We start from the raw sequence: 13,787 nt of genomic DNA, 5'->3' as shown, positions 1-13,787 counted from the left end.
TTAATAATCTTATATTGAAAAACTCTTGCAAACAAAAAAACGTACTGTTTTCACACTACGTTTTAATCCATTTATCAAAAAACCATCTATCTTTTACTTCTTTCCAGCATCCAGCCGGGATATTCCACAGGCAGCTTACTAAGCTCATCCAAAGCTTTCAGTTCTTCTGCCGTAAACACGATGTCCACCGAATGCAGGTTATCTTCTAATTGTTCAATTTTATTTGCGCCAATAATAACACTTGTAACCGCAGACTGGTGTAAAAGCCAGGACAAAGACAACTGAGCAACAGTCGCTCCTTTGGCTTCCGCCATCGGCTGTAATACATCAATAATATTGAAAGCGCGTTCTCTGTCGACCGGGAATGAAGCAAAATGTGTAAGCCTTCCGCCCGTTTCAGATTCTCCGTTGCGGTTATACTTTCCACTTAATAATCCGGCAGACAATGGACTCCAAACCATCAATCCGATTTTCTGATCATCCAGAAGGGGAACCAGCTCGCGCTCTATATCCCTGCCAGCCAATGAATAATAGGATTGCATAGAAACAAACTTCGCTTTATCCTGATATTTCGAATACCCAACCGCTTTCATAAGCTGCCATGCCGACAAATTGCTAGCACCGATATAGCGCACTTTTCCGCTCCGAACCAGATCATCCAGCGCATTTATTGTTTCTTCAAAAGGAGTTATTGGATCGAAACTATGGATTTGATACAAATCAATGTAATCCGTATTTAATCTTTTCAAACTTGCTTCGACCTGTTGCATGATATGTTTCCGGGTTAGGCCCTGATCATTTGGCCCCTGACCCATCGCTCCGCGAACTTTGGTGGCTACAATCAGATCATCACGGTTTAATCCAAGATTCCGGATCGCCTTCCCAGTAAGTTCTTCGGACATTCCTTCGGAATATACATTGGCTGTATCGATAAAATTAATTCCGGCGTCCACTGCTTTTCTCACTAATTGATCAACTGAATCCTGGCCCAGACTTCCCATTACTTTGAAAAATCCTTTACCTCCAAAAGTCATCGTTCCAAGACATAATTCAGAAACTTTCAAACCTGTCTTTCCCAATACGTTATATTTCATTTTGCTGTTATTTAATTATACAGCAAAGGTATTTTCGAAAAGTCAGACAAAATCCCTGTTTTCAAAGTAAAAACTATAAAAATCAAAGCATTATTTACGGAGTGATAAAGGTGTAACGCCGACGTTTTTCTTAAAGAAATTATTGAAGTAGCTTGAATATTCAAAACCCAGGCAAGAGCCAATATCTGCTATACTCCAGTTGGTATGTCTTAAAAGTGCTTTTGCCTCGTTGACAATCCGGTCGGTGATATGTGCCGTGGTGGTTTTTCCGGTAACATCACGGACAGCGTTATTCAAATGATTTACATGAATTGACAAATTCTTTGCGAAGTCGTTGGCCTTTCTTAATTTCAAAACAAAGTGTGGCGAATCAATCGGGAATTGTCTTTCCAATAATTCAAGAAATAAACTGGTGATACGTGAAGCTGCATTGTTATGGTGCACATCCGACAAAGCCGGCTGCATTTTCATACCTTCATGGATCATCAGATTTACATAATTTCTGATCACATCATACTTATAAATATAGGTTGATTCCATCTCGGAAACCATTTTCTCATAAAGTGTGTAAATAAAGGAAAGCTGTGCCCGATCGGGAAAAAATACCTGATCACTTCCGATTTTAAACAACGGCGACTCCTGAATACTATCCAGCCGTTCTTTTGTTTTCAGAAAATCTTCGGTAAAAACACACATGCTCCCGGAACGGTCATCCGAAAAAACTTCAAGTGAATACGGGACCAGAGGATTGGAAAAAATTAATGCAGGTTTATTTATCTCAACCGATTTGTCGGCATAATGAAGTTTTGCAGGACCGCTTATGCTCCATATTTTGTAGTAGTCTCGCCTGTTATAAGGTAGAAAAGGCGTTGTTCCATCCCCCTCGAAAATCTGGGCTCTAAACGGAATAACATCCAATTGATAATGTGCAGGAGGCGGAAGGAGTTCAGCAATTCTCATATTTGTCATACTGCAAAGTTAACAAAATCAAAGGGAGATCCGATTTATATCCCAACAAATAAGACTATCGCATCAATTGCAGATGTCAAACTTATATAACTCGCAGCGTCTATCGAAGAGATAGTTCCCTGATTTTGTCAAACTCCGTGTGAGGTGCCATAGCTCTCACAATTCCTTTTTTATCAACCAATATAAAAAAAGGTGTTTCTGTCACTTTGTAACGATGGTTAAAACCAAAGGAATCAGGAACCGGGATAAAGCCGCAATTTCGTTTTGGTATTGCTTTTCTGCATTCTTCATCGGTGTTGATCGTTGTCCCTAAGGAGACAATTTCTATTCCTTTTCCCCGATTTTCTTCAATGAAATCGGATATAATTTTTGTGCTTTCAAACGTGTAAAGTGGTTTTTCATATTTAACCCAAAATCCCAGGAGTACATATTTTCCTTTCAGTTTTTCAGAATCATACGTTTTTCCATCCAGTCCGTTCATGACAAAAGGCGGGATTGGTTTTCCAATTTCAGGCATTCCGTCTTCATCCAGCGTCAAAGTTATTCCAGTCTCAACTTCGGATTTCGTTTTCGGGATCAGGGCAAAAGATGAAGCTTTTCCAAATTTATCAAAAACCGGCTGGGTGCGATACCGGCCTGGATTTTTCTTTAACAATTCATCATAAGCATGGTAGCTGATCCGCTGGCCGGTAGCCTGGTTAACAATGACAGTTTCATCGTTCATTACAAACTGCTGATTCATTTTTCCCTTACTCCGCAGCACCTGAGCCGAAGTTACCCGGCTGTTTTCTACACAAAAAAAGATCAGGATAAACCCGATAAATCTGACATTCATAAAGGTATTGTTGATTTTGTCAAGATAAAAAGAAGCGTATCCCGATTTTTAAATTTGATTATATAACTGATTTGGGCTTAGTAATATTTTAAGTCGGCTTCTATTTTCAGATAATTATCAATAGTTGATATTCCATTAAATAAAAAATACCTGAATCAAGTGCTATGATTCAGGTATTTTAACATGGATAAAATGATTTCTACCAGGCAATTGTTTCCTCTAAATGGAAATATCCGCCCGTTGGGCCGTCAGCCGGAAGTGTTGCCAATCGCACACTTGTATCCGCTCCGTCCTGTGGTGTCATCGGGGCAGCGGATCCGCCTAATTCGGTATGTATCCAGCCGGGATGCAAAGAATTTACTTTGATATTTGTGTCTTTCAGTTCATGCGCAAGATGGACTGTGAAAGAATTCAGGGCGGTTTTTGAAGTATCGTAAGCAAACATTTTCACCGCATAAATTTGTGAAGATGGATCAGAATGCAAAGTCAAAGAACCAAGATTACTCGAAACATTGACGATTCGGCCCGCTTCCGATTTTTTAATCAAGGGTAAAAGTGCTTGTGTACTAAACACTACACCGAAAAAATTAGCTTCCAAAGTTCCGCGTAATGCTTCTTCTGAAACACCGCTCGTAGCGAATTCCCTTCCGATCGAAGCCATTGGATCGCCTTCAAAACTTAGTCCGGCGTTGTTCACCAATATATCCAGTCTGCCAAACTTCTTGTCAAAATACTCGTAGGCATTGGCGTAATCCTTTTTATCCGCTACATCAAATTTTATAAAATCTGATTCAATTCCTTCGGCTTTCAACTTTTCAACGGCTGCTTTTCCTGATTCTTCATTTCTTGATCCTATAACAGGAAATATGCCCAGCTTACCAAGTTTTTTTGCTGTTTCGAATCCAATTCCGCGATTTGCGCCGGTGATAAATGCAATTTTTTGTTCAGACATGACTTGTTTTGTTTATGATAAATTATTTTCAATTACTTACTAATAAGTAAGTTTAAATGGCAAATTTTTTATTCTTGTAATTCAAGTTTTATTTGAGTGATTACCGCGTCATAATGCGCATTACCAATAAGTCTGGCATGTTGCAAACCTCCGGCCATGGCCGAGGAAATCAGAGAAGCCTTATTTGCCGCTTCGCCCCTGAAATAAAAAGCCTTTTCACTTCTGCCGGATTCCAGTAAATCTGTGAACCAGTTTTTGACAATTTGGAAATATTCCGCCGCAGTGGATTGGATCTGTTCCGGAATTTCGCGGTAATCCGATGCACAGGCACCAATCATGCAAATCCTGTTTTCATTTTCCAGATATTTACGGTAATTCAACATAAAAGCTTCCAGTTTCTCCCATTGGCCAAAACCTGAAACCGCGGCCATAAAGTCATCAAACCTTTCTATTTCTTTGCGTACGACCTCAACACCCAAATCTTCTTTGCTGGGATAATGATAATGAATTGCAGCATTTTTAATACCAAGTTTGGAAGAAATCTGCTGATAACTCAGTGATGGATATCCGCCAGCCAGGATTAAATCTGTTGCCAGTTCTACAATCTTTTCCTTTGTATCCGTTCTCGCTTTCATAGAATTAAAATTCAACCTGACAAATATACTTACTTATATGTAAGTAAAACAAATTAATCAGAAAAAAAATTATTTTTTTTCTGATTCCATATTATACCAAAAGCATTAACAAACAATTCTGCCGTGTTACTTTAAGCGATTTTTACGTATCAATTATCATTAAATCCCCTCCACATTACTTCAACCGAATTTAAAACTACACCTATGAAAATTTGGCTTTGCGCGCACTTGTCACTTTTATTTCTGATTCAAACAATAACAACGGCCTTTTCTCAAAAATTATCTCTAAAACAATTTCCTGAAAAACAGATGTTACAGGCGGGTGTCTGGAAAGATACCGATGGAAATTTCATTAATGCACATGGCGGAGGTATTCTTCATCATCAAGGCGTTTATTATTGGTTTGGTGAAATAAAAAAAGGAAAAACCTGGCTTCTTCCTGATCAGAAAATGGAATGTTATCGCGTTCCGGCATCAGGTATTTCCTGTTATTCTTCAAAAGATCTGAAAAACTGGAAATTTGAAAAGATAGCGTTGAGCGCTACTGTTTCTGATACAGAAAGTGATCTGGATACCAGCAAGGTAATTGAAAGGCCAAAAGTTATTTATAATCAGAAAACAAAACAGTTTGTTATGTGGATGCACGTAGATTATAAGGATTACAGCTATGCACATGCAGGTGTTGCGGTCAGCGATAATCCTGCCGGCCCTTATCGGTATCTGGGAAGCGTAAAACCTAACGGGCAGGATTCCAGAGATATGACTATTTTTAAGGATGACAACGGCAGTGCTTACCTTATACATGCCTCGGAAGATAATAATACAATGTATATCAATCAGTTATCAAATGATTATTGTTCAGTCACCAACCAATATATCAGGATTTCCGAAGGCAAACGGCGCGAAGCACCCGCGATGTTCAAATTTGGAAAAAAGTATTATCTGCTAACATCAGCTTGTACGGGCTGGAGTCCGAATGCTGCTTCTTATGCCGTATCAGACTCACCATTGGGTGATTGGAAACCTATGGGCAATCCTTGTATTGGTCCGTTTTCCGAAACTACTTTTTCTTCCCAGGGAACCTTCGTTTTACCAATTAATGCCAAAAACGGCAAGTTCCTCTTTATTGCAGACCGATGGAATAAAACAGATCTTGAAAATTCCAGATATTTATGGCTGCCTATGGAAGTAAAGGGAGATATTATCAATATTACATGGTCGGCCAAAGTGCCTGATTAACAGGCTTATAAAATAAGGAAAAGAGCGCTATCGATTGAAGCGCCCTTTTTTTGTTATATTAAAATCAATAAAATTTCGGATTTGGATTTAGTTTCTGGTTTCCTCTCTGATGCCAGTAAGGATAAATCGGTGGTACTTCACTAGCAGCATCAAGTTTTTTCACCTGTTCTGTTGCTAGATTCCATCCAGCCGCTGCAAGATTTTGTCTTAACTGTTCTTCATTTCTGGCACCAATAACGATGTTTACAACACTTGGACGCTGTAATAACCAGTTTAAAGAAACCTGAGCAACAGATTTCCCGGTTTCCTCAGCCACCTCCTCCAAAACATCTACAATGTTATAAAGTAATTCAAAATTGGTTTCCGGGCCCTGAGAACCACCCTGACTTAACCTGCTGCTTTCAGGTTTTGGCTGATTTCTTTTGAATTTTCCGCTTAACAAACCCGCTGATAAAGGACTCCATACGATCGTTCCCACATTCTGGTCGAGTGCCAGCGGCATCAGCTCCCATTCAAATTCCCTGTTGAGAAGCGAATAATAGGCCTGATGCCCTACATATCTGGACCAGCCATGTTTTTCAGAAGCTGAGAGTGATTTCATTAAGTGCCAGCCAGAAAAATTTGAGCAAGCAATGTAACGCACTTTTCCACTGGTCACCAGATCGTCCAAGGCGCGCAAAGTTTCTTCAACCGGCGTGTTGCCATCGAAACCGTGCATATGGTAAATATCAATATGATCCGTGTTCAAACGTCTTAAACTGTCTTCACAAGCCTGAATTAAATGAGCGCGGGAAGAGCCATAATCATTTGGCCCGTCACCCATTGGAAATGTTGCTTTTGTAGAAATCAACACCTGATTTCGCAAACCTCCCAAAGCCTTACCAAGAATTTCTTCCGATAATCCTCTCGAATAAACATTGGCGGTGTCAAACAAATTAACGCCCTCTTCCAGGCAAATATTAATCAATGTTTTAGCTTCTTCAACCCCGGTTTCTCCCCAGGCTTTGAAAAATTCATTTCCGCCACCGAAAGTAGCTGTACCAAAACTTAACACGGGCACTTTAATCCCGGAAGCTCCTAGTTGCCTGTATTCCATAAATCCTGAAATTACGTTTATTACAATTTGAATTTCAACCTGTTATCTGCTTTTAGCTAAACTGATTTAACAAAGTTGAAGTTTACAAGTCTTCACATTGAAATCTCAACAAAAAAGGCAGCAAGATAATTTCTATTTCCCAGAAGAATCTCCGCTTATTCTTAACTTGGATGGATGAATAGTTCCGGTCATTCTTTCAGATAACTTTCGGAAAGTTATCAGTGTTAGAAAACTTTACTTTCTTAAAAATACCGCCTGATTAAGCCCGTAATAAGATTTCAATAAACATCGCTATTAATTTCCCTCATCCCCTTCAACAGGAAGTTTATAAGTGGGATCTTCGATCACATTTACTTCGATCACCGAATCCGCATTTTTTAACAGTAAACGGCAGTCTTCGCTAAGATGACGAAGGAGTAATTTTTTGTCTGCTTTTTTATAACGTTCTGTCAATTTATTAAGCGCGTCAATTCCGCTCATATCCGCAATACGGCTTTCTTTGAAATCGATTATAACCTCTTTTGGGTCGTTGGCAACATCAAATTTTTCAGTAAAAGCCATCGCAGAACCAAAAAATAACGGCCCGTAAATTTCATAATGTTTAACTCCTTTTTCATCTGTGAATTTTCTTGCCCTGATACGTTTGGCACTTTCCCAGGCAAAAACGAGGGCAGAAATAATAACGCCAATCAGCACAGCCAATGCAAGATTATGTAGCCAGATTGTAATAACAGCCACAAGTATTCCGACAAAAATATCCTGTTTGGGCATTTTGTTTATAATCCTGAAACTCCCCCACTCAAAAGTTCCGATCGCTACCATGATCATTACGCCAGTTAATGCAGCCATAGGAATTTTTTCAATAACCGGGGCCCCAAACAATATTACGGCCAGAATTGTACAGGCGGCAATAATGCCGGATAACCGAGCCCTTGCTCCGGCAGAAATATTCACAAATGTCTGTGCGATCATAGCGCATCCACCCATGCCGAAGAAAAAACCATTCAGTATATTGGCACTTCCCTGCGCTATACATTCCTTATTTCCATTTCCACGATTACCTATTATTTCATCTACCAGATTCAGCGTCAGTAAACTTTCCGTTAATCCTACTCCTGCCATAATCAGGGCATAAGGGAAAATGACTTGTAACGTTTCCAAATTTAAAGGAATAGACGGAATATGAAATGGAGGAAATCCCCCGCTCACAGAAGCGATATCTTTTACCGTTTTAGTATCAATTCCAAAACCTAAAACCAACGTAAAAACGACGATGATAGCTACTAATGAAGCCGGAATTGCCTTTGTCAACTTTGGTAGAATAAGCACAACAGCAATTGTTAAAGCAACCAGACCGGTCATAACCCAAAAAGGATTTCCGGAAAGCCAAACTTTTTGTCCGTTTGCAATAGTCTTGAACTGCTCAAATTGTGAAGTAAAAATAATCACAGCCAGGCCATTGACAAACCCATACATAACAGGCTGTGGCACCAAACGAATGAATTTACCAAGTCTGAAAATCCCTACTAAAATCTGAAAAAAACCAGCCAGAATCACTGCCGCAAAAACATATTCTAAACCATGCGATTGCATTAATGCGATCAGCACGATCACCGTTGCTCCTGCACCACCCGAAACCATTCCCGGCCTTCCTCCGAAGATAGCTGTTACCAATCCCATGATAAATGCCGCATACAACCCGGTAAGCGGTGGAAATCCGGCCAGAATGGCGAAAGAAAGCGATTCCGGCATCATTGTCATGGCGACGGTCAGTCCGGCTAATATTTCGTTTTTGTAATCAACCTTTTGTTTAAAATCAAATAAATTTAAATATTCCGTCATTTTGTCAAGTAAAAATAGATTGCAAAAATAAGGCTTTAAGCCGGTTAAAAGCTTATTGAAGTATTTTCCGGTACTTTTTTCACGTGTCCGATAACGAACAGTTCAAGTACGCTTGTGAACAAAATCACAATTAAAAAAAAGCTATCTATTTGAATATCAACGCCCTGATTTTATTGGCATAAAAATAGAGCAATAAGCAATCAGGCTTACTATCTTTATATCATGCTGCAAAACTATTTTAAAATCGCCTGGCGGAGTCTTGCCCGGAATCGCGCTTTTTCTGCCATCAATATAATCGGGCTGGCCATCGGTCTCGCATCCTGTATGCTTATCAGCCTGTATGTGCTTGATGAACTGAGCTTTGACCGCTACAATGAAAAGGCAAACCAGATCGTCCGCGTGATTTTAAGAGGGACAATGCAGGGTGGAAAATTAAACGAAGCCCACGTAATGCCACCTACTGCTCAGGCACTTAAAGCGGATTATCCGGAAGTACTGGCTGCAACGCGTTTACGTCAGGGCGGTTTTCCAAAAGTTGTACTGGGAGAGAAACAGTATACCGGAGATAATCTGGTTTTTGCCGATTCCAATTTCTTCCAGGTTTTTACACTTCCCTTATTAAAGGGTGATACTAAAACCGCTTTGTTAGAGCCTAATTCCTTGGTTATTACACAAAAGCTGGCCAATAAATATTTTGGAAATGCTGATCCGATTGGCCAGGTTATAAATTTCAAAGGTGAAAAAACAGCCTATAAAGTGACCGGTGTAATTGAGAAAGTACCGGAAAATTCACATTTCCACTTTGAAATATTTGCCTCCATGGCAGGATACCCGGACTCAAAATCACCGTCCTGGATGACGTCAGAATATTTCACCTATCTGGTTCTGCCAAAAGGATACGATTATAAAAAACTCGAAGCCAAATTGCCCCAAACCGTTGAAAAATACATGGCGCCTCAATTGAAGGTAGCCATGGGTGTAACCATGGAAGAATTCAGAAAAAGCGGAAATAATCTCGGCCTTTATCTTCAACCGTTGACGGACATCCATTTGCATTCCGATTTTGGTTATGATCTTGGAAACAACGGAGATATCAAATACGTCTATATTTTCGGCGCCGTTGCCATTATTATGCTTGTTATTGCCTGTATCAATTTCATGAATCTTTCCACTGCCGGCGCGTCTAAACGTGCCAGAGAAGTTGGGGTAAGAAAGGTTATGGGCTCAGAAAGAAAGGAATTGGTGTATCAGTTTTTGCTTGAATCTATTTTGCTGACGTCCATTGCCATGTTATTGGCGGTGATTTTCGGTTATTTGGCTTTACCTCTTTTTAATACATTATCGGGTAAAAATCTGACGCTGCAATTCACCGCAATTCCATCTCTTTTGCCAGGCCTTATTCTTTTTGGTCTTGCTGTCGGAGTTCTGGCCGGTAGTTATCCCGCATTTTTCCTTTCTTCTTTTAAACCTATTTTGGTATTGAAAGGAAGACTGGCCAGTGATAGAAAAAGTATCAGTCTACGAAGTGGATTAGTGGTTGTTCAGTTTTTTATTTCTATCACATTGATCATTGGAACAACCGTTGTGTATCAGCAATTACGTTTTATTCAAAACAAAAAATTGGGATATAGTAAAGATCAGGTGCTGGTTATGGATACCTGGTCGCTCGGACAAAACAAGGAAATGTTCAAAGAAGAATTGCTGCGTGACCCGCGCGTTGTTAACGTCAGTTCGTCGAGTTATATTCCAGCCGGTCCTTCTAACAATAACAATTACATGGTGTATCCGGACGACAAAAACATGCAGCTCGTAAAAACCCTTCGATATGATGTGGACGCAAGTTACATTCCGACATTAAGTATGGAAATGGCCGCCGGTCGCAATTTTTCAAAGGAGTTTGGAAATGATTCTTCGGGTGTCATTCTGAACGAAACCGCGGCTGCTATGCTTGGATTTAAAAAAGATGCGCTGGACAGAACTATTACCAACACAAATAATGAAGGCGGCAAAGGAACGTATCGCGTCATTGGTGTGGTTAAAGATTTCCATTTCAGATCTTTACACGAAAGAATCACGCCATTGGTTATGATTCTTGGAAAAGACGCAGGAAATTTTCTTGTCAAAATAAAAACGAAAGAAATAAAAGGTCTGCTGGCAGATATGGAAAATAAGTACAAAGGATATAAATCTGAACAGCCTTTTTCTTACTCTTTTCTGGACGAAAGATTCAACAGCACCTATCAGGCCGAACAAAAAACGGGATCAATTCTTGGAATATTTGCTGGTCTGACCATTTTTGTAGCCTCACTGGGACTCTTCGGATTGGCAACTTTCACAGCGCAGCAACGTACCAAAGAAATTGGTGTTCGAAAAGTGCTGGGTGCTTCTATCGGCAGCATTGTAGCATTGCTGTCTGGTGAATTTATCAAACTTGTGCTCGTGGCGCTGGTACTTGCAACGCCCGTTGCCTGGTATATGATGACTCAATGGTTGCAGGATTTCGAATATAGAATTTCAATTGAATGGTGGGTTTTCGCAGTTTCCGGTTTACTGGCAATCGCCATTGCGTTGCTCACTGTGAGTTATCAGAGTATAAAAACGGCTATGATCAATCCGGTTAAATCGATTCGGATGGAATAGTTTTTTAAACCAAAAATAAAAGTCAGCAATCGGTATCCAAATGGTTACCAGATTGCTGACCTTTTCATTTAAATTCTTTTTCAAAATTGTGGGCTTTCTGTTTGCTATTACCGTTTCAGGAGTACTATTTGATAAAATAACGGTTTTAACTGGTGCATTAAGCGTTGGAATCGGGCTTGGACTCCAAAATGTGATCAACAATTTTGTTTCAGGAATTATTCTGATTTTCGAAAAACCATTCAATATCGGCGACTATATTGAATTGGCCAATAAAAAAGGAAAAGTGCTGGATATCAGTATTCGTTCCAGTAAAATGCTAACGCCGCAAGCATCTCGGGTTATCATTCCGAATGGTGATTTATTATCGGGCAGACTTGTAAATTATACACAGAAAAATTCAAGTCTGAAAAATGAATTGATCTTTAAAGTAAACATCGAGACGGATCTTGAACTGCTAAAAAAGCTGATCAATGAAGTCGTTGATCAGGCTGATGAAATTATCAAAACCGCGCCCAGACAAATTTTGTTCAACGCCATCACAATCGATAGCGTTGAGCTAAAAGTATTGGTTTGTATAAGCAGTGTTCTATGTTGAAGCTACTTTACTTACAGATCGCTATCCGCTGACATAACTAATTTCAAAGACGCAAGTAAGCTATACATAGCCTGGTTAATCTGATCATTATCTGTTTTCGCCTGGTTGAGTGATTCCTCTGCTATTGATTTTTTCTTTCGGCCAGATTCTGTTTTCAGGAGAATTTCCTTTTCCAGAATTTCATCATTTTGCTTTTTCCCCAATGGAGTTACCGACTGACTTTTTGAAATCCCTTCCACTTCATTTATGGTAACCCGATATTTATTATCCTCGCAATCAACCGTCATGGTGTAACGGAGATATTCAAAAGATGGCGAGGATAGCGGCGTATAACTTTTCAATACCAGTTTTCCCGATTGCTTATTTTCCGAAGCAACGGCGTTCTCGTAATTACCGAATGTTTTCACAACCCACTTTTGTGCATTCTGGAATAAAACATCCTTCGATTTCTCCAGTGTTGCAACATCGGTATAAACGATTTTCTTCTGGTTATCAAGCCGCAAATAACCATCCTGGCCGAAGCTGCAAAAGCTTACCAGGAATAGTATGACAAATAAAAATTGTACTTTTTTCACAAAGAGAATTTAGAATTTAACAAGTAAGGAATGGCAAAATTAATTGCTCAGCTCTTTATCAAAGCTATTGATCTTGCTCACGATATCTTTCAAAACAATGGATTCGTGTGAAGTATCAAAAATGCATTTGCCATCTTTAATGATTAAAACTTGCGGCGATTCATGTCTGATATTGAATTTTTCAGCCACCAGGCGGGAAATGTCCCGGTTTTGAATCACATCCACCATATAAAATGGAATGGTATAATCATTTTCTGATCCCGATTTCATATTCCTGAACGCCATCAGGCTGGTCATGCAACGCGGACTATGTTTGTAAATAAGGGATAATTCTCCCGAGTTGGAAAGTTCTTGTACTTCTTTTTCTGATGTTAATGTTATCCAATTCATGCTTTTAAAATCAAGTAATCAATGTCTGATTTGTAATAAACAAAGAACTTGGCTTAGCAGTTTAAAATTTGTGAAAATAAATATTTTCTCCTGCGAAAATGGTTCTGAAATTTCACGCAAAGAAGGTAAGCTAAAAGCGCAAAGGCCGCGAAGTAAAAGCTTTGCGGCCTTTGCGCTTTTAGCTTTGCACCTTTGCGTGAACCCTTTCTGCTTATCTGATTCTAAAATTGCAAAGTATTTTTATTGACTGATAATCTTTTATTGAAATACATTAAAAACCTTAGATTTATAGTGTAACCTCAATATAAATATCAGAATGATGAACAGGAGAAATGCCATAAGAAATGTTGCTTTGCTGGTCGGAGGAGCATTTTCAGCGCCAACTTTGATGGCAATGAATCATTTGGAAAATAATTTAAAAGCATCTCCCGCTGCTTTCGTATTTTCAGATAATCAGAAGTTAATTGTAGCAGAAGTTGCAGAAATCATCATTCCAAAAACAAATACGCCGGGTGCAAAAGAAGTCGGTGTTCCCGATTTTATTGTGATGATGATTCAGGATTGTTACCGAAAACCGGAACATGTCAGTTTTTCAGAAGGTTTGGCTAGTCTTGAAAGTAAAAAATTCCTTTCTCTGAATTCTTCGCAGAAATTGGAAATATTAAGACAGGTTGAGTCAGATTCGATTGAACAGATGAAGATTTATCAGGTTCAGCAAACCAAAATGGGTGATAATGACGACCGGGAACAAATGAAGGAGCAGGCAAAAGGATTGCCTTTCTGGCGGTTAATGAAAGAGCTGACTTTGCTTGGTTATTACACCTCAGATGAAGGCCTGAAATCTTCTTTCGACTACGTACCAATTCCGGGAAAACTGGAAATGGTAAAATTGAAACCGAATCAAAAATCTTTCGCTTACTGAGTC

The 13,787-nt window shown here is 39.4% G+C and carries 13 protein-coding genes; 4 read left to right on the top strand and 9 right to left on the bottom strand.

Annotated elements, in window-relative coordinates; translation table 11 throughout:
- Positions 1-86: 86 nt before the first annotated feature.
- From FDK13_RS27835 to FDK13_RS27815, 5 genes are all read right to left on the bottom strand, one after another.
- Complete coding sequence (locus tag FDK13_RS27835; RefSeq protein ID WP_137343298.1) at positions 87-1,094, bottom strand: aldo/keto reductase; 1,008 nt, start codon at positions 1,092-1,094, stop codon at positions 87-89.
- 90 nt (positions 1,095-1,184) lie between these two features.
- Positions 1,185-2,063 (bottom strand): helix-turn-helix domain-containing protein, encoded by an 879-nt coding sequence (locus tag FDK13_RS27830; RefSeq protein ID WP_220417437.1) that lies wholly within the window; start codon positions 2,061-2,063, stop codon positions 1,185-1,187.
- A 100-nt stretch (positions 2,064-2,163) separates the two neighbouring features.
- Complete coding sequence (locus FDK13_RS27825) at positions 2,164-2,898, bottom strand: TlpA family protein disulfide reductase (RefSeq protein WP_137343297.1); 735 nt, start codon at positions 2,896-2,898, stop codon at positions 2,164-2,166.
- Positions 2,899-3,097: 199 nt separating this feature from the next.
- Positions 3,098-3,850, bottom strand: coding sequence for an SDR family oxidoreductase (locus FDK13_RS27820; protein ID WP_137343296.1), 753 nt, complete (start codon positions 3,848-3,850; stop codon positions 3,098-3,100).
- A 68-nt stretch (positions 3,851-3,918) separates the two neighbouring features.
- Positions 3,919-4,485 carry a TetR/AcrR family transcriptional regulator gene (locus tag FDK13_RS27815; RefSeq protein ID WP_137343295.1) on the bottom strand — a complete coding sequence of 189 codons (567 nt, stop codon included), beginning with the start codon at positions 4,483-4,485 and terminating at the stop codon, positions 3,919-3,921.
- A 204-nt stretch (positions 4,486-4,689) separates the two neighbouring features.
- Here FDK13_RS27815 and FDK13_RS27810 point away from each other — a divergent pair, with 204 nt between their 5' ends.
- Entirely contained in the window at positions 4,690-5,724 is a 1,035-nt protein-coding gene (locus tag FDK13_RS27810; RefSeq protein WP_220417436.1) for a glycoside hydrolase family 43 protein, read from the top strand.
- A gap of 64 nt (positions 5,725-5,788) precedes the next feature.
- On the opposite strand, the gene FDK13_RS27805 is transcribed toward FDK13_RS27810, so the two are convergent.
- Complete coding sequence (locus FDK13_RS27805; RefSeq protein ID WP_137343294.1) at positions 5,789-6,820, bottom strand: aldo/keto reductase; 1,032 nt, start codon at positions 6,818-6,820, stop codon at positions 5,789-5,791.
- Between the two features lie 294 nt (positions 6,821-7,114).
- Positions 7,115-8,662, bottom strand: coding sequence for a SulP family inorganic anion transporter (locus FDK13_RS27800; RefSeq protein ID WP_137343293.1), 1,548 nt, complete (start codon positions 8,660-8,662; stop codon positions 7,115-7,117).
- Positions 8,663-8,884: 222 nt separating this feature from the next.
- On the opposite strand from FDK13_RS27800, the gene FDK13_RS27795 reads away from it, so the two are divergent.
- Complete coding sequence (locus FDK13_RS27795) at positions 8,885-11,302, top strand: ABC transporter permease (RefSeq protein ID WP_137343292.1); 2,418 nt, start codon at positions 8,885-8,887, stop codon at positions 11,300-11,302.
- Between the two features lie 40 nt (positions 11,303-11,342).
- The gene (locus FDK13_RS27790) at positions 11,343-11,897 is read left to right on the top strand and encodes a mechanosensitive ion channel family protein (RefSeq protein ID WP_137343291.1); all 555 of its coding nucleotides are present in this window, start codon (positions 11,343-11,345) and stop codon (positions 11,895-11,897) included.
- A gap of 11 nt (positions 11,898-11,908) precedes the next feature.
- Here FDK13_RS27790 and FDK13_RS27785 read toward each other — a convergent pair whose 3' ends face one another.
- Complete coding sequence (locus tag FDK13_RS27785; RefSeq protein WP_170982934.1) at positions 11,909-12,472, bottom strand: DUF4468 domain-containing protein; 564 nt, start codon at positions 12,470-12,472, stop codon at positions 11,909-11,911.
- 39 nt (positions 12,473-12,511) lie between these two features.
- A complete protein-coding gene (ytxJ, locus tag FDK13_RS27780; protein WP_137343289.1) occupies positions 12,512-12,862 on the bottom strand; it encodes a bacillithiol system redox-active protein YtxJ in 351 nt (116 codons plus the stop codon).
- A gap of 316 nt (positions 12,863-13,178) precedes the next feature.
- On the opposite strand from ytxJ, the gene FDK13_RS27775 reads away from it, so the two are divergent.
- Positions 13,179-13,784, top strand: coding sequence for a gluconate 2-dehydrogenase subunit 3 family protein (locus tag FDK13_RS27775; protein ID WP_229216237.1), 606 nt, complete (start codon positions 13,179-13,181; stop codon positions 13,782-13,784).
- The last annotated feature ends 3 nt before the right edge of the window (positions 13,785-13,787 follow it).

Source organism: Dyadobacter frigoris (genome assembly GCF_005280585.1).
GTDB lineage: Bacteria > Bacteroidota > Bacteroidia > Cytophagales > Spirosomataceae > Dyadobacter > Dyadobacter frigoris.
The sequence above is the reverse complement of the archived record's forward strand: the minus strand, read 5'-3'. Positions and strand labels throughout refer to the sequence as shown.

Bases quoted from the DNA above. Each gene is read 5' to 3' on its own strand.
- FDK13_RS27835 (WP_137343298.1), bottom strand. From the start codon at position 1,094: ATGAAATATAACGTATTGGGAAAGACAGGTTTGAAAGTTTCTGAATTA.
- FDK13_RS27830 (WP_220417437.1), bottom strand. From the start codon at position 2,063: ATGACAAATATGAGAATTGCTGAACTCCTTCCGCCTCCTGCACATTAT.
- FDK13_RS27825 (WP_137343297.1), bottom strand. From the start codon at position 2,898: ATGAATGTCAGATTTATCGGGTTTATCCTGATCTTTTTTTGTGTAGAA.
- FDK13_RS27820 (WP_137343296.1), bottom strand. From the start codon at position 3,850: ATGTCTGAACAAAAAATTGCATTTATCACCGGCGCAAATCGCGGAATT.
- FDK13_RS27815 (WP_137343295.1), bottom strand. From the start codon at position 4,485: ATGAAAGCGAGAACGGATACAAAGGAAAAGATTGTAGAACTGGCAACA.
- FDK13_RS27810 (WP_220417436.1), top strand. From the start codon at position 4,690: ATGAAAATTTGGCTTTGCGCGCACTTGTCACTTTTATTTCTGATTCAA.
- FDK13_RS27805 (WP_137343294.1), bottom strand. From the start codon at position 6,820: ATGGAATACAGGCAACTAGGAGCTTCCGGGATTAAAGTGCCCGTGTTA.
- FDK13_RS27800 (WP_137343293.1), bottom strand. From the start codon at position 8,662: ATGACGGAATATTTAAATTTATTTGATTTTAAACAAAAGGTTGATTAC.
- FDK13_RS27795 (WP_137343292.1), top strand. From the start codon at position 8,885: ATGCTGCAAAACTATTTTAAAATCGCCTGGCGGAGTCTTGCCCGGAAT.
- FDK13_RS27790 (WP_137343291.1), top strand. From the start codon at position 11,343: ATGGTTACCAGATTGCTGACCTTTTCATTTAAATTCTTTTTCAAAATT.
- ytxJ (WP_137343289.1), bottom strand. From the start codon at position 12,862: ATGAATTGGATAACATTAACATCAGAAAAAGAAGTACAAGAACTTTCC.
- FDK13_RS27775 (WP_229216237.1), top strand. From the start codon at position 13,179: ATGATGAACAGGAGAAATGCCATAAGAAATGTTGCTTTGCTGGTCGGA.